The following is a 21,306-nucleotide window of genomic DNA, read 5'->3' as shown; positions in this document are numbered from 1 at the left end:
AATGTTAAGAAAATCGATCCCGTTTGTGTTCGTAGCAGCGGGGCTGGGTATAGGCATGGTTTCGCTCCTGCTGGCGTTTCACGGCAAGGTGCTTTCCGCGGTGCTGCTCGTCGCAATTGCGGCCTTGTTGGACCTGTTCGGCGGCTATATTGCGGAAAAGCTGGAGCTGTCGGGCGAATTCGCCAGGGAGCTTCGTTCCTTATCGGAGCTGATTTCCTTCGGCGCCGCGCCGGCCATCATTATTTATGTCGTCGCCCTGCGCGAGCTGCCGGTATACGGCACGCTGCTGACCGGCTTGTTCATGGTATGCGGGGCGCTGCGACTGGCCCGTTTCAACGTGAAAACCTGTCAAAACCGCTGTCATATCGGTCTGCCAATTACCGGAGCAGGCTGTCTATTATCCGCATTTGCCTTATGGAACCCGCCATCGCATCTTTTGCCAGTGACGGTGCTGGTCATTATCGGGCTTTCTTTCCTGATGATCAGCACGATCAAGATTCCCGCATTTCGTCCAAACAAAGCCGTATACGATACCGAGAACGTCTAGCATCTGCGGCTGGAGAGGAGCTGTGTCCGCATGCAATTTATACAGGAGATGATCTTACAGTACGGATATATCGCTTTATTCTTCAGCCTGGCGCTTGGTATTGTGGGTTTGCCCATCCCCGACGAGCTGCTAATGACCTTTATCGGTTATCTGGCGTCGGTCGGTATGCTGAATTATTCGCTCTCGGTCGCCGTCAGTCTCGCGGGAGCGATGACCGGTATGCTCTGCAGCTACGCGCTTGGCCGCAAGTTCGGCAAGCCGCTGCTGTGGAAGCACGGCAAATGGATCAAGCTGACCCCGGAACGGCTGGAAAAAGTGGAAGCATGGTTCCAGCGTTACGGGCCTTGGACGGTCAGCTTCGGCTATTTTATTCCCGGCATCCGTCACTTGACCTGCTACTTGTCCGGCGTCATCGGCATGGGCAAGCGCAAATATTTGCTGTTCTCGGCTGTCGGCGCGTTCAGCTGGTGCGTACTTTTTATCTCCATCGGCTATTTTATCGGAGCGCAGATCGATTTCTCGCATTTCCATGCGTCGCTGATGCACCGGTTTTTCTCGAAATAACAGCTCGGACAAGCTTTAGCGGAAACGAAAAAGGCACGCTTTTGAAGGCGTGCCTTTTTGCTATTCTTGTCGTTTGCGCAGCGTCCGGCCGAACACGGCCAGAATCGGTAGCAGCAGCACCGCGGCGGTCACAAGGGACGCCCGAAGCGACAGACGGCTGCCGATCCATCCGACGAACGGACCGCCCCCCGTCTGGCCTAGCGCGTCCGATTGATTGATCATCGAAAGCACGGTCGCCCGGACCTTGCCTTCGATGTTCAGATTAAGCCACGTGTCGTAGATCGGCCCGCTGAGCGCTCCAATGATACCAAGCGCAAGTACGGAGCCAAGCGCCCAAGCGAAGCCAGGAGCGAAGGCAAACGACAAGATGGCGGCGACCCGCAAGCCGGTCAGAACGAACATCGCCACGACGACCACCCGTTCGCTGCCCATGTCCAACCGCTTCTCGGCCAGCCGTACGACGATCAGACTGAGGAATGTCGTGAGGACGGAGATCAGGCCGAACCACATGGCCATCGAGAACGGCAACTCGGCCGGGAAGCCGATCTCCTTGATCAGATGCGCTTCCCAGAGCCGGTCGTAGCCTTCCGACGCCGCGCCGCTGAACAGCGTGACGACGAGAATCATCAGCAGCACCGGCTGGCGGCGCACCACCCGTGCTCCGGACAACCACGTCGACTTCATCTCCTGCCAATAGGAGAACTTGTCCAGCCGCTCCGGACGGACGAATTGGGTTTCCTTCATGAAAAGGAACAAAAACACCCCAAGGCCGAGAAACATCACACCGCTAATGACGAACGGAAGATTGGGCGCAAGCGTGGACAACCCGACGCTTAGTGCAATACCGATCAGCGTAGCGATAAGCGACAAACGCTTGCCTTCCAGGAAAAGGCGCCCCACATGCTGCTCGCCGACTTCATCAACGATCCAAGCCGTATCGGCTCCGCTGATCAGCGTCTCGCCGACGCCGCGAATACATTCCGCAATCAGAATCCACACGAACAGCGAAAGCATTGGGCTGACGCCCCCAACCCACGGCGCGCTGCCTTCCAGCACATGCGCGCCCCCGATCACCAGCATCCCGGCAATCACCGACAGCCTCCGGCCATACGTATCGGCGACCGCACCCGTAATTCCTTCGAAAATCAATACCGTCACTTCCAAAACCGTACCAACGAGCAGCAGCTCGAACGGATTTAACCCGAGTTGACTTATGTAATATACCGCATAGGTCGTAAAAGCCGTCGCATTGGCGAGCGACGTCATAAAGACTTTAGTCTTATATACTTGTGACGCGCGAAATTTCATGTAGTCAGATCCGCCTTTCCGGCAGACGGCACGTCACACAGGGCAGTACGGTTTCTTGCGCTTCCGTCTCTTGCACACCGATGGACGGGTCATGCCGTTTGTTGTTTTATCGTTCCTGTAATCCTTAGGTTGAGTGAATAGGCCAAGCTTTTTTGCATAATGAAACACCTCCGATTGATATACCTTCCATTATATACAGTTTACATAATATAGAAAGGGTAAATTTAAAAGTAACGAAACTCTCCCAAAGGTTTGCACCCAATCCGCGTATTTCCCTCGGCTGCCCTTTTCGTCGGCCGCTGACCATCTGCATTTTTCTCTTGAACTGTTGCATGAACTATTTTACAATATATATGAATAAATGCTCATATGTTATGTTTTCATTCAACTACAATGTCGTCTAAGGAGCTCGATGGGGATGAAGCAGGTTGACGTACTGGTGATCGGTGCCGGGCAAGCCGGACTCGCAATGGGATATTATTTGAAACAGCAAGCGGTGACTTTTGCCTTACTGGATGCTAGCGACCGCATCGGAAACAGCTGGAGGAACCGGTATGATTCCTTGGTGTTGTTCACGCCTCGAAAATATGCTCTGCCAGGCATGCCCATGCCTGGCGATCCGAGCGGATTGCCGGCCAAGGACGAAGTAGCCGACTACCTCGAAGCTTACGCAGAGCGTTATTCCTTGCCATTACAATTGCAAACGCAGGTCATTTCGATGACCAAGACGAACCAAGGCTTCCTCGTCGAAACGAATCGGGGAACCTATCGGGCAAGCAAAGTCATCGTGGCGACCGGTCCGTTCCACACGCCTTTCGTTCCCGGCTTTGCCTCCGGGCTTCCGGACGAATTCTATCAAACGCACAGCAGCGCATACCGGAATCCCGGCGAGCTGCGGGACGGACCTGTGCTTGTCGTCGGCGCCGGCAATTCGGGCGCGCAGATCGCCGCAGAGCTGTCCCGAGAGCGGCTAGTCTATTTGTCCGCGGGAAGCGAGCTGCATTTTAAACCGTTATATGTGCTGGGCAAAAGCATTTTTTGGTACTTCGCCCTGTTCGGATTTATCCGTTCGGATAAAGGCTCCCTGCTCGGTTCGTGGCTGAAAAGGCAGCCCGAGCAAATTTACGGGCTCGAACTGAAAACGCTTATGGCCGATCGAAAAGTGCTGCTCAAACCGAGAGCGGTCGGGGCGAAGGAAAACCGCATTCTTTTCGAAGACGGAACCGACGCGGAAGTCAGCAATATCGTATGGGCGACCGGTTACCGCAGCGACTACCGGTGGATACGGATCGACGGAGCCATCGATTCACAGGGGAGCCCTGTCCACCAAGGCGGAGTCAGCCCGGTATCCGGCCTTTTTTATCTCGGCCTGCCATGGCAGTCTTCCCGGGGCTCGGCGCTGCTCGGCTGGGTAGGCCGCGATGCGGCGAGATTGGCGGAAAAGATCCGTACTTCGTAGATTTACTGTCCGGTTTTGTTATACAATAAAGTAAATAAATGTGACGGAGGTGCGTCTATGAGCGATAGGTCATTCGCCTTGAAATCGGTTACCCCGATTCTTCGAATATTCGACGAAACCAAGGCAAGAGCGTTTTACCTGGACTATCTCGGCTTCCAGACCGATTGGGAGCACCGTTTCGAAGAAAACTTGCCCTTATACATGCAAATTTCGCTTGGAGCGTGTACGCTCCACTTAAGCGAGCATCATGGGGATTGCTGCCCGGGGGCTGCGGTCCGCATCGAAGCCGAGAATCTCGAAGCGTTCCATGCGGAGCTTGGAGTTAAAGACTACAAGTACGCCCGGCCAGGCATTGAAACCACCCCTTGGGATACCCGGGAGCTTACCGTAAAGGACCCATTCGGGAACCGCCTCGTTTTTTTCGAAGAGGCATAACGAACCTCAAAGCACATCACATCAGGAGGAATAACAGAACGATGCCGGATATGTTAGTGAAGCTGTACGAGCTTCCGGATGACGCCCCGCTCCGGGCCAAACTGGAGGACGCGGGCTTTACGATCCGCAGGGCGCTCGTGCCGGAGAAGCATCTGATCCGGAGCTGGGTAAAGGAAAAATTCAATCCCCATTGGGAGAGCGAATGCGACGTCGCGATTAGCGGACACCCGACCTCCTGCTTTATCGCTACCTTGGAGGACAAGCTGGTCGGATTCGCGTGTTATGATGCGACCTGCAAAGGCTTTTTCGGCCCGACCGGCGTAGACGACGTATGCCGCGGCAAAGGGGTCGGCACCGGCCTGCTGCTGGCCTGCTTGCACGACATGCGAGCCCAAGGGTACGGCTATGCCGTGATCGGCGGCGCGGGTCCGGTCGCTTTTTACGAAAAGACGGTCGGCGCGATCGAAATTCCGGATTCCAAGCCGGGGATTTACAAAGGAATGCTCCGGTAAGGCGCTTCCTCTATTGACCTGAGACCGAATACAAGCTACACTAGAAAGTACAAGCAGGGGAATTTCCAGCGGCGGTGCCGCATGGAAAGGCTTCTGCTTTTCTATTTTCCCACCACTCTAAAAAACCGGGAGGAACCCGTGAATCATCGTTCGTTACGCACTCATCTGACACTGGCCTTTGCGGTTATGGCGATCGTGCCGGTGCTGATTCTGGGCACCATTCAGGTGCAGCAAATCAACAAGCTGACCCAAGAGTATAACAAAACGCAGGAGCATGCGACGAAACGTCTCGCCGACGCCGTCGAGACGTACGTTTATTATTACCGCAACGCCGTAGATACGCTCGCCACAACGATCAGCGCATCCGGTCCCGGGTTTCGCGACCGGGCCGGCTTGACGCGCAAAGTCCAGTCGGTGAAAAACAACCTGCCCGGCTTCTCTCAGCTCTATGTGACGGATGAGAACGGCGCGATCAAAGCTCTCTCGCCGGATGCGGAAAGCGGCAATGCGCATGCGCTGCCGGTCGGCACCGATCTAAGCTCGCGGGAGTATTGGAAAAAAGTGAAGCTGACGCTGCAGCCCGCGATTTCCTTACCGATGCATGGCGCCGAGGGCGGATCTGCGCCGTTCGTCGCCATCGCCGCTCCGCTTTACAGCGAAAACCGGGCTTTTGAAGGCGTTGTGATCGGAATACTCGACATGGGCCAAATCGCAAGGCTCGTCACCCAATACGATTACGGGCCGGGCGCTTATCCCGCCGTGCTCGGTCCGGCCGGCAAGGTCATCTATCACCCCCGGAGCGAGCTGGTGCAATCCATCGCGGATTTGTCCGGCGAACCGGCGGTCCAAGCGGCGGCCTCCCTCAAGGAAGGGATGGACAAGTTCGTCTCCGGCGCCAACGGACAGAAAGAGCTCGTTTCCTTCAAAACGATCGACAGTCTTGGCTGGACAGTGTGGGTAGGCCGCTCTTACGCCGCCGTACAGGAAGCTTTCTTCGCCTCGCTTAAATCGACGTTTCTGCTGCTCTTGCTTACGCTCGGCTTGACCGTGCTTCTGGGCTCCTACTTGGCCAAACGGCTGAACCGGACGATCCATGCGCTGGTGCGCTACACGCAGTCGCTCGCGGCTGACCGCTATACCGTGCCGAGCGAGCCGCTGTCTTCGCCGGGCGCGCCGTACGAGATGCATTATTTGGCAAGCCAATTTGCGCAAATGGCCGAGCAGATTCATGACAACCGGCAGGCCTTGCTTGAGCTAAACAGTGAGCTGGAGCAGCGGGTCGAGGAGCGGACGCTCAGCTTGCAGCAGCAGCATGCGACGCTCGCCGCCATCCTGGAGAGCTACTCCGACGGCATCGTTCTTATCGACGTGAATCAGCAGGTCGTGCTTGCCAACCGCCGGATGGCCGAGCTGTTCGGGTTTGACGGCAAAGAGCTCCTAAGCTTGACGGAGGAGGAACTACTGAGCCGGATCGCCCGCAAAATGCCGCAGCCGGACGAGGACTTCGCCCGAATCGGCCGCAAGCCGAATCCAACCGGCAAATTTACGCTGGTCCGCTCCCCCGGCGACGAACGGGTCGTCCAGCTGGCCTCGTTCCAAGTGACGGATGGCGGCAAGGAGTTCGGACGCGGCTACGTCTTCCGGGACATGACGAAGGAGCATGAGATCGACTCGCTGAAAAACGACCTAATCTCGCTCGCCTCGCATGAGTTCAAGACCCCGATTACGAGTATCAAAGGAAGTGTCGAGACGCTGCTGCGTAAGCATGCCGGATGGGACGAGGAGTTCAAGCAGGAGCTGTTGGAAGGCATTCACGAGGATATCGGCCGGATTCAGGAGCTGATTGACGAATGGCTCGACATTTCCAAGATCGAAGCCGGAGCGCTGAGCATTCATCCCGCTCCCGTCCGGGTCCGCTCTGTCGTCGAAGGAGCTTGGCAGAGACTGCCTAACACCCTCTCGGCCGATGCGCAGCTTCATATCGACTTGGACGAGGAACTGCCGCTTCTCTATGCGGACAAACGAAGAATGGAGCAAATTTTTATCAATCTGTTCACCAACTCCATCCGTTACAACGAATCGAAGCCTCATATCCGGGTCACGGCGGAGCCGGACGAGCTGAACGTGCGGATTTTCGTCAAGGACAACGGCATTGGCATTCCCGAAGCGCATCTGCCCCACATTTTCGACCGGTTCTACCGGGTCGATGTTTCGTCCAGCCGCCGTACCGGAGGAACGGGACTGGGGCTTGCGATCTGCAAAGGCATCATCGACGCGCACGGCGGCTCGATCGAAGTGCACAGCACGGAAGGCGCAGGCACGACGATGATCGTCTCGGTACCTATCTATTACGGCCAAACGGAGGACGACAATGAAGAAGCATAAAATTATGATCGTAGACGACGAACCGAAAATTTTACGGTTTATCGCCGCCAATTTGAAATCGGCCGGTTATGAAACCGCCACGTGCGCAAGCGGTGCGGAAGCGCTGGAGGCGGTTGATCTGTTCGATCCCGATCTTATTCTACTCGACGTCATGATGCCGGGAATGGACGGCTTCGAGGTATTGACCCGACTCCGGACCTATACGGACGTGGCGGTCATCATCCTGACGGCGCGGAGCAACTCCAGCGACAAGGTGCAGGGACTGAATCTGGGGGCCGACGATTATTTGACCAAGCCGTTCTCGCTGGATGAGCTGTTCGCCCGCGTCAGCGCCGTGCTGCGGCGCTTTGACCGCGGCAGCGGACAAATGCCTGCCGCCAAGGAGCTTCGCCTCGGCCCCGTCGTCGTCAATCTGGCCCAGCGCCGGGCGTGGCACGGCGACAGCGAGATCAAATTTACGGACACGGAATACAAGCTGCTTGTCCAATTGCTTCAGCACGAAGGCAAGGTGCTGACCCACGAGCAGCTGCTGACCGAAATTTGGGGCAGCGAATACCGCGACGATGTCGAATATTTGCGCGTCACCATCGCGCGTATCCGGCAGAAGCTGAAAGCCGTCCTTCCGGAAGGTCAATGGATCGTAACTTACCCCGGCGTAGGCTATATGATCCAAAACGGCGGTTAAACGTCAAAAATCCATCGGCCTTTTCCAAGGACCGATGGATTTTTTATATGGACTGATTATGTTACTACGTTTCCTGCCGCTCTTATTTCGCGGTGAGCGTGACGTTCGCTGCCGTTGCCCAGTTTCCGACCGGTGCAACCGTATACGTCGTTCCCGGCGTCAGCTTGCCGCCGTTCTGCAGATCGAACGTCCCGACAGCGCCTTTGCGTGAGGTCAGCTTGTAAGTCGCGTTCAGCTTGGTGCCGTCGGCGGTTGTCAGTACAACGCTGCGGAAAGCGAACAGCTCGTCTTTCGGGTCGGCCGACAAGGTCACGTTCAGCGAAGCGGCATCGATTTGTTCAACGGATTGAATTTGAAGCGGCGCGATTTCTTTCGCCGTAAACGTCGGATTGGCAACGGTCGACCAATCGGAAGTGACCGTATACTTCACGCCCGGCTTCAGCGTCTGACCTTCCGGCAGGCGGAATTTCGGAGCTTGGCGCCCGTCCGTTGCTTGCGTGAACGGCACGTACGAAGCGACAATGGACTCTCCATTCTCCGGTGTGATCGTGACCTGCTTGCCTCTCATGGACGAAATCAGCTGATACGTTTTGCCGTTGTACATGTTGTTATCGTCCAGAACAAACTCAAGACCGCCGCGCTTTCCTTGGTACGCTGCGACCACGTTGCCGTAGTCGGTAACGCCGTCTTCCAGCTTCGATTCGATTTCGAACGTATCAAAAGCCACTTGCTGTGTGGAGCTCATCGAAATTTTGTTCGTCATCGCTTCGAAAGTGCCAATTTTTTTGCCTTTGTAGGAGAACGTGTAGGTCGTGCCTGCTTTTTGCGGGGAAACCGGCAAAATATAGGTCGATTTCGAACCCGATTTCAGCTGCGGAATGTTAAGCGGCGTCAAGCCGTTGTCGAACGTGAAGTTCGCTTTTGCCTTCTCCACGTCGATTTCTTCCTTCGGCAGCGGCGCGGAGAACGTAATTTGAAGCGTGATCGGGTTCACGGCTTTCCACTCCGTCACTTGAATGGAAGCGACCTGCAGCGCGGCATGGACTACGATAGCGGCTTCGGCGCGGTTAATGGGGCTGCTTCCCGAGTAAGCCGTACCCAGCGCATTTTTCAGCGTGGCCGCATCGGCTTTGGATGCCTTGGCAACAATCGCGATCAATTGATCCTGCGACAGCGAATCGTTCGGCTTAAAGCTGCCGTTCTCCCCGGTCATGGCGCCTTGGCCAACGACCGCGTTCACGTATTCGTGGAACCAGTCGGATTTCTTAACATCGCTCCATGCGGCAGCCTGGCCTGCAGCTTGAAGCTTGAACGCTTTGACCGCCATCTTCGCAAGCTCGGCTCTGGTAATCGCTTGGTTCGGACGGAAGTCATGCTGTCCGTAGCCTTGAACAACCTGGCTTTTTTCGAGCGCTTCAAGCGCAGTCTGGTAAGGCGCCGATGCGCCGACATCGGTGAACGAGGCAGCTGCAAGCACATTCAATACATGAATCGGAGCAAGCGAACCGAGCGCTACGGCAGTCGTCAGCGCGACAGTCGTGATCATCTTTTTCGTTTTCATCAAAGTCATCTCGCTTTCAGGAACGTATTTTCAAGCAGGGGTTTATGAAGTTGTTTCGTACATGACCTATCTTACCGCTCAAGCCGTTACAATCGAATAAAAATAACGTCGGCCGCATTACAAAAACGTAAAAAAACCTGAGCTTATCGTCTCGCCCAGGTCCCTGCCCTTAAAGTTTTAACAAATGCGCCCCCGCAAATTACGTATCCGTCACCGGGAGCCTACGAATATTCCAAAAGCAAAGTAGCCGAATTGATCGGGGATTCTTCGAGTGGACGCGAGCTTCGAGAGCGGGGCTATGTACAAGATGTGACCCATTGCTCCCTGGGCTATCGAAATATCAGTAACACGGCATAGGTCAAGCGATGGTGAAATTGACTCCGTAGAAGGACAAGCCCGATTTTCTTGCCACATTCTGAGACGATAAATTATCGCACAAAGTGCTGTATAACGGGATGCACTCCATGTTCCGCACCGCCATCGCCCATCCTGCTACTACAGAGGCGGCATATCCCCTTCCGCGAAACTCGTTCAAAGTTTCAAGTCCTGCTTCGTGCGCCCGGGATGTGATGCGAACGCTGCAGCAGACCGATACGGCCCTGCCTTCGCGTACAAGCGCTATGCAGGGCTGGGCGTAGTCGATTTCCGAGATCAGCCATTCGAAGCCGCCGCGCAATAATTCGGTCATATTTTCACGAGTGACGATGACTACTTCCATTGTCGGCACAGTGGTGTCAGGAATAAGATAGCAAGGTCCCATCGTGAAGCGTTCGCTTTGAAGGAGGTTCATATAGGCCTCGAAATGCTTCGGCTTTGTTTGAAAGTCTTTTACGATCGGTTCGTCAGCGCACAATTCCTCCAATTGCCGGGCAAGCGTATCCGGGACATCATACCGAAACCGGCAAAGTGCCGAACCTTCTACCGTTCGCCCTAAGAAAAATCGAGGGGCGGGAGGCTCTCCGGGCCATGGCTCGTTTATCGTGCGAAGCCGCATATTCCGATCATGCGTAAACATTGCTTCAACATGCATTTCCATCAATTCATGGGCGGTTGGTTTGATTATTTCCCTATCATTCATGCTTCCACTCTCCAATCCGTTACTACGACCAGGTACCTCTTTTTTTTAGAGTATCAGAAATGATCCGAAATAACCTGGGAAAACATAATGATAATCGAATTATCCTATCGTTTGAACCTCCTCCACCCCACTGCTCCGAAACATCGGAACCCTTACCCAAGACAGTTGCACCCTATGAGCTAACTATAGAGGAACCACAAATGCGCTAACCTGCCTCCCTCCGGCCGATTTAACAGCTTAAAGGAGCTCAGATGCCCTATTATGCTGCTTAGAAAGCTTTTTACTATTTTTCGACACGGATAGCGAATCGCTTCCTCTAGTACTGGCGCCGGTCACCGCAAAGTCATCTAGCGCATCCCCCGTTCCTCTATAATAGATGCGACCGTTTGCCACATTACGAGAATTAATAATTCTCAACAAATAAAAAAAGCAGAGGCGTAACCCCCTGCTCTTTCCTTCCTAACTGCTCATTGAAGTGCCCGATTCAAACTCGCATCAGTTGCATCTACTTTCCTCGTGCATCCCCAACATACGTCACGTCTTCGAACGAGATGTCTCCGGTCCCACGAATGATCCCGGTACCCCGCTTATACCATTACAAGCTCGTCCACAAGATGGGTTTCAAATCGCGGGGCCTCAATCGCTGTGTTCGTCGTGATTTCGCGCCAATCGAAGCAACTGCGGATTGTCCGTTCGTATTTTCCATTGTATAACTGCCGGTCGGCGTTCAAGATATCCTGCAGCACCTTCCCATAAAGCAGATCTTCTTTGGACGTATTGCTCCAAGCAGTTGCCATTAACTTGCCGAAACGATCCCTTGCATCTAACAACGCATCTTTGAATTCCTTTTTCGTGGTTCGATTCGCACCGCGTGCTCGAATTGACCAATGAAACTCCGGTCGCAGCATATCCCGGTGCATGAAAAGAAGGGCTGTCATCGTCTACCCCCTGCAATCAAAGGAGCATCGGATTTACAGCCCTAGCATTGTCAAAAGCGTTCTCCGTGACAACCTTCCGACGGGATTACGGCAGTCCGAGCACTTTCCGTTCCTCGTCGGTAAACACGCGCGACCGGGTCAAAAACCGGACGCCCTCCGGGCCTTCAAGTGAAAACATGCCTCCTCTCCCGGGCACCACGTCAATGATTAGCTGTGTATACTTCCAATAATCATACTGCGCTTGACTCATATAGAACGGAGCGCCGCCGATCTCCCCGAGCCGGACGTCCTGTTCCCCGATCAAGAATTCCCCCTCCGGATAGCACATGGGAGAGCTGCCGTCGCAGCAGCCTCCCGATTGATGGAACATGACGGGGCCGTGTTTGTCCTGGAGCAGCCGGATCAAGGCCAACGCTTCGTCCGTTGCGAGCACCTTCGGGACCGTATCCATCGCGCCTCCGGATCAGAAGAAGCCCAAGGCGTCCGTGCTGTAGCTGACCAGCAGATTTTTCGTTTGCTGGTAATGCGACAGCATCATCTTATGCGTCTCGCGGCCAATCCCGGAGCCCTTGTACCCGCCGAACGCCGCATGCGCCGGATAGGCATGATAGCAGTTGGTCCAGACGCGGCCAGCCTGAATGTTTCTTCCGAACCGGTAAGCCGTGTTGATATCCCGCGTCCACAGTCCGGCGCCCAGTCCGTACAGCGTATCGTTGGCGATGGCCAACGCTTCCTCCTGATCCTTGAAGGTCGTGACGGAAACGACCGGCCCGAAAATTTCCTCTTGGAAAATGCGCATTTTATTGTGGCCTTTAAACACCGTCGGCTGAACGTAATAACCGCCGCTCAGGTCTCCTTCGAGCACCGCACGGTCTCCGCCGATCAGACATTCGGCCCCTTCCTGCTTCCCGATGCTCAGGTACGACATGATTTTCTCGACCTGCTCGGAGGACGCCTGCGCGCCGATCATCGTTTCCGTGTCGAGCGGATTGCCCTGCTTGATCGCCGCTACCCGTTGCAAGGCCCGCTCCATGAACTGGTCGTAGATCGACTCCTGAATGAGTGCGCGGGATGGGCAGGTGCACACTTCGCCTTGGTTCAGCGCGAACAGCACGAAGCCTTCAATCGCTTTGTTCAGGAAAGCGTCATCTTTGGCATATACGTCCTCGAAGAACAGATTGGGCGACTTCCCACCGAGCTCCAATGTGACCGGGATGATGTTCTGCGAAGCATATTGCATGATCAAGCGTCCCGTTGTCGTTTCGCCGGTGAATGCGATCTTGGCGATGCGGCTGCTCGAAGCGAGCGGCTTGCCGGCTTCAAGGCCGAAGCCGTTCACGATGTTCAACACGCCGGCCGGCAGCAGGTCGGCGATCAGCTCCGCGAGCACGAGAATCGACGCCGGCGTCTGCTCCGCAGGCTTGAGCACGACGCAGTTGCCGGCCGCCAGCGCAGGCGCGATTTTCCACGTTGCCATCAGCAGCGGGAAGTTCCACGGAATGATCTGCCCGACGACGCCTAGCGGTTCATGGAAATGATAGGCGACCGTATCGCTGTCCACTTCCCCTAGCGTGCCCTCCTCTGTACGGATACAACCGGCGAAATAGCGGAAATGATCGATGGCCAGCGGCAGGTCGGCGGCAAGCGCCTCCCGGATCGGCTTGCCGTTGTCCCACGTCTCCGCGACGGCGAGCAGCTCCAAATTCGCTTCCATACGGTCCGCGATTTTGTTCAAAATTTGCGCGCGTGCAGCTACCGACGTGCGGCCCCAAGCGTCTTTGGCGGCATGGGCTGCGTCCAGGGCCAGCTCGATATCTTCCGCCGTAGAGCGGGGAACCTCGCAGAAGGCTTGACCCGTCACAGGCGTAATATTGTCAAAATACTGCCCTTTCACCGGCGCGACCCATTGACCGCCGATAAAGTTTTCGTAGCGCTTCTTGAACGTCACCTTGGCTCCGGTTTGTCCTGGTTGTGCATAGATCATCGTTTCGTCCTCCCACGGTTGGATTGGATAGATTATGAATAGGTATATGTGTTGATACAGATGTATGCGGCAGATTCGAATGTATGCCTTGTACCGTTAATCGAGCGTCAGAACGACACGTCCGTTGACCTGACCTTTTTGCAGCCGGTCGAATACTTCATTGATCCGGTCCAGTGACTGCGTCTCGATATTCGTCTTCACCTTGCCCCGCGCCGCAAAATCCAACGCTTCCTGCAAATCTTTCCGCGAGCCGACAATCGAGCCCTTGACCGTTACGCCGTTCAACACCGTGTCGAAAATCGGGATCGGCAAATCCGCATTCGGCAGTCCGACGACGACCAGCGTGCCGCCCCGGCGAACCGAACGGTAAGCCTGCTCGAACGCTTTCGGCGTCACGGCGACGCTGATCGCGGCATGCGCTCCTCCGATCTCCCGCTCTATCGCTTCGGTAGGGTCTTCTTTCTGCCCGTTGACGGCCAAGTCCGCTCCTAGAGCCATGGCAAGCTCCAGCTTATCGTCATGAATATCGACGGCGACGACATGGTAACCCATCGCTTTGGCATACTGGAGCGCAACATGGCCGAGTCCGCCGATGCCGTAAATGGCAACCCACTCGCCGGGCTTCGCCCCCGTCACCTTAAGCGCCTTATACGTCGTCACACCTGCGCAGAAGATCGGTGCGGCGTCCACGTAGCTTAAGCTATCCGGAATTTTCGCCACATAAGCGGCCGGCGCTTTGCAGTACTCGGCATACCCGCCGTCCACCGAATAGCCTGCGTTGAGCTGGTTTTTGCAGAGCGTCTCCCAGCCCGTCAGGCAATAATCGCATTCGCCGCACGCGGAATAGAGCCATGGAATCCCGACGCGGTCCCCGATCTTAAGCGAGGTCACGCCTTCGCCCAGCGCCACGATTTCGCCAACGCCTTCATGCCCTGGAATAAGCGGCAGCTTCGGTTTGACTGGCCAATCTCCATGTGCGGCATGCAGATCGGTATGGCAAACCCCGCACGCTTTAATCTTGACGAGCACTTCGCCGTGGCCGATCTCCGGCACGGGTACGTCTTTAATCTCCAATTGCTGGTGAAACTCATTCACAACGGCCGCTTTCATCTTGATGAATTCCTCCCCTTGAGATATGTTTTTTGACTTCGCTATAAATAAAGCAAAAAACGTGCCAATACGTGCGAGCTGCGTCACATAAGGAAATTTTGTAAGCGTTTTATTAAAAGTTGTTTCATTCCGGAACACTCCCTCCGTTCTTTCTGGTTCAAAATAGAACAATTGCTGTGAACAAATGGTGAACCTTCGCAGGTTGTGATATTCTATACCTATATTGATGTTTCCGGAGGTGTCTTTCTTGTCATCCTTGGACATTCAGACTTATTCGGAGGTTGTAACCAGCTCATGGAAACGCTGCCAGCGGTACGGACTGAAGCCGACCGACCCGTTTGATGACCGTCTGCTGACCGGAAAGCTCTTTCAGGAGCGATTGAAAGAAAACGCAACACTCGTTCGTCATGCCTCGCAAATTTTCGACACCATCAAACCTTTTATTCAGCAGTCCGGCCAAACGGCCCTGCTCATCGATGCCCAAGGGTGCATTCTGTACGCTGCAGGGGACCCCGGCTTTTCGAAGCGGGCGGAAGCCGTTCAGCTTCAAGTCGGGGCCGTATGGGACGAGAAACGCAAAGGCACCAATGCGATTGGCGTCGCCATCACCGAAAAAATTCCCGTCCGCGTCCATGCGGCGGAGCATTTTTGCCAGGCCAACGCTTTTCTTACCTGCGCTTCTTCCCCCATCTTCGGTCCGACAGGCGAATTGATCGGCGTCATCAATTTCAGCGGCAAGCGGGAGAGCTACCACCATTATAGTCTGACCCTTGCCGTCATGGTCGCGGAATCGCTGCAAAACCGGCTGCTGCTGGAGGAGGCGAAGCAGGATCATCTCGTGACGCTTCAAGAGCTTGAATTCACCGCAAACCATAACCCGCTCCCGCTGCTATCGCTCGACAGGGACAACCGGATCATACGGGCGAACCAGGCGGCGCTGCGGGCCGTAGGCAAAGATGCGATCGGCAAGCCGTTCAACGGCATCGAAGGCTTTTCCGTCAAAACCATTCAAGACAGCAGCCGCACTGTCTGGCGCTCCGTAGCTGTCCGCAAGCCGCAAGAAGGCCGGCACGGCCTCTACAGCTTCTCCGACATATCCGGGACATGCCCCAATTTTGTGGAAAAGAAGGAACTTGCCTCCAAAGCGGCACTCACCGATATTCCCGTCCTTCTGCTCGGTGAAAGCGGTACAGGCAAAGAGCTGTTCGCCCAATCGATCCACTCGGCAAGTCTGCGGGCGGACCGACCATTCATTGCCGTCAACTGCGGCGCGATTCCGGATAGTCTGGTGGAAAGCGAGTGGTTCGGCTACGAGCGCGGAGCGTTTACGGGCGCGAACCGGGAGGGCAGTACGGGTAAATTCGAGGCGGCGCATACGGGGACGATTTTTTTGGACGAGATCGGGGATATGTCGCTGCGCGCACAGGCGGCGCTGCTGCGCGTGCTGCAGGAGCGTACCGTCACGCCTGTCGGCAGCACCAAATCGAGACGCATCGATGTGCGGATCGTCGCGGCCACGCACAAGCACTTGCCACTGGAAATCAAGGAAGGGCGCTTCCGTGCAGACTTGTACTATCGGCTGAAGGGCATCCAGATCACGCTGCCTTCCTTGCGGGAACGATCCGATCTGCTGACGCTCGTCGAGCATTGGCTGCATAAGAACGGCTGCCCCTACCGCCAGCTGCCGGAAGAAACGAAGCGCAAGCTGCTGCGCTACGGCTGGCCCGGCAATATCCGCGAGCTGCACGGCGTGCTGATGCAAGCTTCGTTCCTCGCAGGAGAAGGGCCGATTCGTCCCGATCATCTGCACTTCGACGAGCTGGAGCAAACGGACGCCGTCGAGTGCCGGAATGACGGCCCGACCGTGCCGACATTAAAGGATGCGGAGATTGGAGCGATCCAGCGGGCGCTGCAGTCGACCGGCTGGAACCTGAGCAAATCCGCCGCCCTCCTCGACATCGGCCGGACGACGCTGTACCGGAAGATCGAGCAGTACGGCATCGAGCCGTGACAGTCTGATACACGTCAAAACGGGAGAGCTCCCCGCGTCTGAAGCGGTGCTCTCCCATCCGTTTACTCCGTAACGAAACGGTCAATGTATTGCCTCTTGCGATGTGTGTAGCTCCCGCCCGAATTCAGACGTCTGAGGAGTGTTTCCTTCATTCCATTACGAAATCGAGCGTAAAAATCCGGCTACCTCGCCAATCAGCTGATCGCCCTTTTCCCAAGGCACCAAATGCCCGGAAGTGATTTCCTGGTACTTGGCTCCCGGAATAAGCGAAGCCAGCTCTTTGGCGTGTTCGACTGGGACCATCCGATCATGCGTCAAGCCGATGACAAGGGAAGGGGCCTTGATGCCGCTAAGCAGCTGGCGAATATTGACCCGCCCGTCCAGCTCGGACTGCAGGCCCGTTGCCGGGGCCAGCATCTCGCTAAACTGACCGGCCAACCGCAGCAGCTCGTCTTTATGAGTAAAATGGTTGTAGAAGTCCGGGCCAAAGCCGGTATGAATCAAAAATTGCGCAAACAAAACCCGGTCCAGCCGGTAAAGCTTATGCCACAGATCGAATTGAAAGGCGGCTGCCAGATCGCTCTCGACCCAACCGGCAACCATCGCCGCTGATTTTACCCGCTCCGGATACTTGGCTGCGACCGCTGCCGCTATTTCGGCACCCAGCGAGTAGCCGACCACATGAAACGATTCGATGCCTTCCTGACGTGCCGCTTGTACGGTTTGTTCGACCAAATCGTCCAATTGCAGCCCTTCTCCACGCGCCATCATTTCGCCGGTCGCGGTGTACGTAGGGGCAACGATCGTGAACTCTCCGGACAGCGCCTTAATCATATCTCCCCAGTTCTCGTTCGTACCGCCCGTTCCATGGATAAGCAGCAAGCCAGGTCCGTTTCCTTCCACGACATAAGCTACGTCAACGTCATTCACTTTTACAATTTTATTCATTTGGCCCTCCTGGTATAATGGTGTCGGTTTACAAAACTGATCATACATAATAAACTAATGAAAAGTAAGTACGCACTTTTTCGGTTAATACTTACCAGAAGGGAAGTATTTCTATGAGAACGCATGACGTGATGTACGAATTAAACGGCAAAAAGTATCCATGTCCTATCGAGCTTTCGGTGTCTTTGTTTTCGGGAAGGTGGAAAACGACAATTATTTGCCAGCTCCTTGAAGGAAAAAAAAGATACGGCGAACTGAAAAAAAATATCGCAGGCATTAACCACAAAATGCTTGCCGAGCAATTGCGGGATCTGGAGGAAGCGGGTATCGTCCACCGGCAGGTGTATCCCGTCATTCCGCCCAAAGTCGAATACGAGCTAACCCCGCTCGGCGAAGGGCTGAGACCTGTCGTCGATTATTTGCAGCAATGGGGCATGAACTTCCAAACCGGCGCACCGAAGAAGTCTCAGCCCGCCTCGCGCCCGGATCAAGAAATAATGGTGCCATCATAATACGAAAAAACACCCCAATCACGGACAGGGGGCAGTGAAGTCCCCAGCCGGAAATAGGATGTTTTTTGTCGAAGCTTTATGAATCAAGGCTTGGCTTCGTATGCGCCGATATCGACGCCGCTCCCCTGCACTCTTGGCTGCCCGTCGAGATCGGTGGCTCCGATGATGGCCGGCTCCGTCGACCCGGCGTTCATCGCAGGAGAGGTCGCTTTCAAATGAAAATTGTTTGCCGATGCGTTCACGAACCCGGGATCGGCAAACTTGGAGTGCGCATCGTTCCCCGTCCCCGACTTATAGGCGGTAAAGCCGGTATACTCCTTGTTTTTCCAAGTCCATGTCGCATTCGAAGCGCCTCCGGACGCATAGTACAAGTTATAATCGACAACATTGCCGCTGTTTTTCGTATATTCGTTATAAATCAAAATGTTCGATGCGCTGGCCACCATAATATTGTTTTTGACGATGTTGTTCCGCGTGTCATATTGGAGCAGCAGCTGGCCGCCACCGAGATTTTTCGTATCGTTCTTATATAGCGTATTGTTGACGACGATGCAATTGACCGTCGATCCCCGCTTCGTATCGTATCCCCCCATGGCTATGCCTGTGTACCGATTGCCGTACACCAGGTTGTTGCGGATCGTGACGCCGCTGGTCGCTTTTCCCTGATGCTCGCTGGCGATTTCAATCCCGATGTCGTTGTTGTAGCTGTAGTTTTGCTCGATCACGGTGTCTTTTCCGCCGTCTACGTAAACACCGCCCGCCGCATTCGAATCGTTCGGAAGCGTTTTGCCGTAGGAAGGGTTATTGTTGGAAGTGATGTTGTAGACGGTATTGCCGCGAATCAGGCCGTTCCGGGCTTGGTCGTAGGCCGGATCGGGCGATTTGCCTTCGAAACCGATGACATCGATCCCGATATTGTCGTTGTCGTGAATGAGATTATTGGTAATTTCGAATGAATTGACATTCCCGTTCACCACCAACGATTCGCTGGAGCCGAGCACCAGATCGCTCAGCGTGTTGCCGTCGATGACGATATGCTCCAGTGCCGCTGGCGCTTTCGTACCGTACACCGCGATACCGTGCGCATCCCGTCCGGCCAAATCCGAACCGAGCGTCGCGGTGTTCTTAATGTGGTGAACGTTGTTGTTGCGTAGCTCGATATGGTTGCCCGCACCGCGGACGAAAATGCCGACCGGCATTTTGCCTTTGGCCGATGTCGCGTAGTTGCGAATTTCAAAGCCTTTCAGCGTGACGTAGCTGGCATCGGCAATGTCAACGAGTCCCTCGCTGCCCGACACGGACAGCCCCGTTCCGTCGATAATCGCCGCTTGGGCCGGAGAGCTCTCGAAGGTGATCGGGCCTGCGGCTGCCGAACCGGATCTTGAAATCTTCAGCTTCTGGTTGTACACGCCGCCCAACACATAGACGGTGCTCCCCGGGGCTGCATGATCGGCGGCATATTGGAGCGTTTTCCACGCGGCGCTGCTGCTCGTTCCGGGATTGCTGTCGCTGCCGGTCATCGATACATAGTACGTCACGGGATTGGCTTGCGCTTGAGGCGTTCCCATACTGATGGCCAGCATGCCGAAAAGCATGGCCGCGGCTGCGATGACGCGGGGCGCCTGGTTTCGAATTCGGATCACGAACGTTCATCTCCTTTAAGGTCGGATATCGGTATAGTTACTACCTGCTGCATGCAGACTTCCCCTAAAACCACTTCTGTCGCCTGGCGCGCACCACCTCCTTAATCTGAACGTTAGGCGGCCGACTCTCCAAACATGCCTCGAAGGCAGGCCGCCCGCGTCTCATGAACTGCGCCTCAGCTTCGAATCGCCACGGAAGCCTGCAACCGCTCCACCGCTTCCGCGGTTGGCAGCCGTCCCGTCCCGCCGACGCCCTGCGTGGCGATCGCTCCGCAGGCGCAGGCGTAGCGGAGAAGCGCTTCTCCCCGCAGACCGCCCAGATAGGCGTGGATCAGCCCGGCGTTAAAAGCATCCCCCGCCCCCGTCGTATCGACCGGGACGATATCGTAGGCTTTTACGGCGAGCGCCGCCGAGCCCGGCTGAAACAGCGATGCACCTGCCGCGCCCCGCTTGACCGCCACCAGCCTTGCGTCCGGGGGCAGAAGCTCCCACACCGCTTCGAGCGTCGCAGCACCATAAATGTGCAGCAGCTCCTCTTCGCTCGGGATAAACAGATCCGTAGCGCCGAGCAGCGCGTGAATCGAAGTCCGGTGCCACTGCTGGTGCACATCCCATCCCGTGTCGAACGACGTGCTGCTTCCCTGTCTGCGCGCGGTTTCGAACAGCGGCTTCCAATGATCGCGCATGCCGTCCTGCAGAAAATAAGAGCCGAAATGCACGTGGGCCGCCTGCTTCAGCAGCGTGTCCGGCACATCCTGCGGCTGCAGCATCGGAATGCTGCCCGGATACGTCATCAGCCCTCGGTCGCTTGGCGTCGAGAAGGACATGGTCACGCCGGTTTTCAGCTCTGGATCACGCTTCACATGCGCCGTATCGACGCCCATTCGCTCCAGCTCGCGGATGCAGAACCGGCCGAAATCGTCATCGCCCACGACGCTGACGAACCGGACGTCCTGCCCAAGTCCGGCCAGCGCGCACGCCGTAATGGCCGAGGAGGAGCCAAGCACAATGTCGAACGAGTCGATCAGCTTCTCCCGGTTCCACTCGGGCATCAGATCGTTCCCCGAAATAATGATATCTACGTTCAATTCGCCAAGCACGACGACAGACATGGTTTCTTCCTCCCTTTTTCTATTTCAGCTCCGGCACAAATGCGCGCTCCGCCTCGTACAGCTCCTCGAACATCGCCTTGATCTCGGCAAGCGAGCAGACGGCGGACGTAAGCGGATCGACCATCAGCGCGTGCAGCGCCATGTCCTTGTCCCGCTCCAGCACGGCCGATACGGCCAGCTCGAAGAACGCCATGTTGCTGCGGCACAAGGCGGCCAAATGCTCCGGCAGCCGGCCGAAGCGGCACGGATTCACGCCGTTGCGGTCCACCATGCAGGCGACTTCGACGACGCCGTCCTGCGGCAGGTTCGAGATCAGCCCTTGATTGACGACGTTGCCGTAAATGACCTTCGGCTCGTTCTTCACCATCGCCTCGATGATGACGGCGGCGTATTCGTGGCTCGATTTCATTTCGAGCGGAAGCTCGTCCGACCGCTGCTGCAAAATTTCCTCGTCGTTTGTCTTCCGCCAGATCGGCCAGTTGTTCGCATAAAAGCCGGTGGCTCCGTTATACCC

General features: G+C 55.8%; 19 protein-coding genes and 1 pseudogene. 9 read left to right on the top strand and 11 right to left on the bottom strand.

The features are described 5' to 3' along the window. Position 1 precedes the first annotated feature (1 nt). On the top strand, positions 2-547 hold the full coding sequence (pssA, locus tag QJ48_RS16635) for a CDP-diacylglycerol--serine O-phosphatidyltransferase (RefSeq protein WP_054974675.1): 546 nt from the start codon (positions 2-4) through the stop codon (positions 545-547). Positions 548-577: 30 nt separating this feature from the next. Further along, complete coding sequence (locus QJ48_RS16630; protein WP_054974674.1) at positions 578-1,111, top strand: DedA family protein; 534 nt, start codon at positions 578-580, stop codon at positions 1,109-1,111. A gap of 60 nt (positions 1,112-1,171) precedes the next feature. Here the strand turns inward: QJ48_RS16630 and QJ48_RS16625 are convergent, their stop codons facing one another. Next, entirely contained in the window at positions 1,172-2,419 is a 1,248-nt protein-coding gene (locus tag QJ48_RS16625; protein ID WP_054974673.1) for an MFS transporter, read from the bottom strand. 418 nt (positions 2,420-2,837) lie between these two features. Between QJ48_RS16625 and QJ48_RS16620 the strand changes: the two genes are divergently transcribed. From QJ48_RS16620 to QJ48_RS16600, 5 genes are all read left to right on the top strand, one after another. After that, entirely contained in the window at positions 2,838-3,878 is a 1,041-nt protein-coding gene (locus tag QJ48_RS16620; RefSeq protein ID WP_054974672.1) for an NAD(P)/FAD-dependent oxidoreductase, read from the top strand. 57 nt (positions 3,879-3,935) lie between these two features. After that, positions 3,936-4,313, top strand: a complete 378-nt coding sequence (locus QJ48_RS16615) for a glyoxalase superfamily protein (RefSeq protein WP_054974671.1) — start codon at positions 3,936-3,938, stop codon at positions 4,311-4,313. A gap of 41 nt (positions 4,314-4,354) precedes the next feature. Continuing rightward, entirely contained in the window at positions 4,355-4,825 is a 471-nt protein-coding gene (locus QJ48_RS16610; RefSeq protein WP_054974670.1) for a GNAT family N-acetyltransferase, read from the top strand. Positions 4,826-4,963: 138 nt separating this feature from the next. Then, entirely contained in the window at positions 4,964-7,210 is a 2,247-nt protein-coding gene (locus tag QJ48_RS16605) for an ATP-binding protein (protein ID WP_162238506.1), read from the top strand. Next, positions 7,197-7,895 (top strand): response regulator transcription factor, encoded by a 699-nt coding sequence (locus QJ48_RS16600; protein ID WP_054974668.1) that lies wholly within the window; start codon positions 7,197-7,199, stop codon positions 7,893-7,895. Before QJ48_RS16605 ends, QJ48_RS16600 begins: the two co-directional genes overlap by 14 nt. A gap of 82 nt (positions 7,896-7,977) precedes the next feature. Here the strand turns inward: QJ48_RS16600 and QJ48_RS16595 are convergent, their stop codons facing one another. The 6 genes from QJ48_RS16595 to adhP form a co-directional block, all read right to left on the bottom strand. Further along, entirely contained in the window at positions 7,978-9,456 is a 1,479-nt protein-coding gene (locus QJ48_RS16595) for an S-layer homology domain-containing protein (protein ID WP_054974667.1), read from the bottom strand. 358 nt (positions 9,457-9,814) lie between these two features. Beyond that, a complete protein-coding gene (aac(2')-IIb, locus tag QJ48_RS16590) occupies positions 9,815-10,534 on the bottom strand; it encodes a kasugamycin N-acetyltransferase AAC(2')-IIb (RefSeq protein WP_054974666.1) in 720 nt (239 codons plus the stop codon). A gap of 587 nt (positions 10,535-11,121) precedes the next feature. Further along, positions 11,122-11,472, bottom strand: coding sequence for a hypothetical protein (locus tag QJ48_RS16585; RefSeq protein WP_054974665.1), 351 nt, complete (start codon positions 11,470-11,472; stop codon positions 11,122-11,124). An 85-nt stretch (positions 11,473-11,557) separates the two neighbouring features. Next, on the bottom strand, positions 11,558-11,923 hold the full coding sequence (locus QJ48_RS16580) for a DUF779 domain-containing protein (RefSeq protein ID WP_054974664.1): 366 nt from the start codon (positions 11,921-11,923) through the stop codon (positions 11,558-11,560). A gap of 12 nt (positions 11,924-11,935) precedes the next feature. Continuing rightward, positions 11,936-13,456: an aldehyde dehydrogenase gene (gene adh, locus QJ48_RS16575; RefSeq protein ID WP_054974663.1), complete on the bottom strand. Its 1,521-nt coding sequence runs from the start codon at positions 13,454-13,456 to the stop codon at positions 11,936-11,938. A gap of 96 nt (positions 13,457-13,552) precedes the next feature. Beyond that, positions 13,553-14,566 carry an alcohol dehydrogenase AdhP gene (gene adhP, locus QJ48_RS16570; RefSeq protein WP_054974718.1) on the bottom strand — a complete coding sequence of 338 codons (1,014 nt, stop codon included), beginning with the start codon at positions 14,564-14,566 and terminating at the stop codon, positions 13,553-13,555. Positions 14,567-14,813: 247 nt separating this feature from the next. Here adhP and QJ48_RS16565 point away from each other — a divergent pair, with 247 nt between their 5' ends. Further along, positions 14,814-16,577 (top strand): sigma-54-dependent Fis family transcriptional regulator, encoded by a 1,764-nt coding sequence (locus QJ48_RS16565; protein WP_237762938.1) that lies wholly within the window; start codon positions 14,814-14,816, stop codon positions 16,575-16,577. A 156-nt stretch (positions 16,578-16,733) separates the two neighbouring features. Here the strand turns inward: QJ48_RS16565 and QJ48_RS16560 are convergent, their stop codons facing one another. Continuing rightward, a complete protein-coding gene (locus QJ48_RS16560) occupies positions 16,734-17,525 on the bottom strand; it encodes an alpha/beta fold hydrolase (RefSeq protein ID WP_054974661.1) in 792 nt (263 codons plus the stop codon). A 113-nt stretch (positions 17,526-17,638) separates the two neighbouring features. Here QJ48_RS16560 and QJ48_RS16555 point away from each other — a divergent pair, with 113 nt between their 5' ends. Next, positions 17,639-18,037, top strand: a complete 399-nt coding sequence (locus tag QJ48_RS16555; protein WP_054974660.1) for a helix-turn-helix domain-containing protein — start codon at positions 17,639-17,641, stop codon at positions 18,035-18,037. Between the two features lie 83 nt (positions 18,038-18,120). On the opposite strand, the gene QJ48_RS16550 is transcribed toward QJ48_RS16555, so the two are convergent. The 3 genes and pseudogenes from QJ48_RS16550 to QJ48_RS16540 form a co-directional block, all read right to left on the bottom strand. Further along, positions 18,121-19,620, bottom strand: coding sequence for a choice-of-anchor Q domain-containing protein (locus tag QJ48_RS16550; protein ID WP_237762945.1), 1,500 nt, complete (start codon positions 19,618-19,620; stop codon positions 18,121-18,123). 236 nt (positions 19,621-19,856) lie between these two features. Further along, complete coding sequence (locus tag QJ48_RS16545; RefSeq protein ID WP_054974659.1) at positions 19,857-20,792, bottom strand: carbohydrate kinase family protein; 936 nt, start codon at positions 20,790-20,792, stop codon at positions 19,857-19,859. Between the two features lie 19 nt (positions 20,793-20,811). Continuing rightward, positions 20,812-21,306, bottom strand: a pseudogene (locus QJ48_RS16540) (alpha-glucosidase/alpha-galactosidase); the annotation flags it as partial.

It is taken from the genome of Paenibacillus sp. A3, assembly GCF_001399685.1.
In the GTDB taxonomy this organism is placed as follows: domain Bacteria; phylum Bacillota; class Bacilli; order Paenibacillales; family NBRC-103111; genus Paenibacillus_G.
The sequence above is the reverse complement of the archived record's forward strand: the minus strand, read 5'-3'. Positions and strand labels throughout refer to the sequence as shown.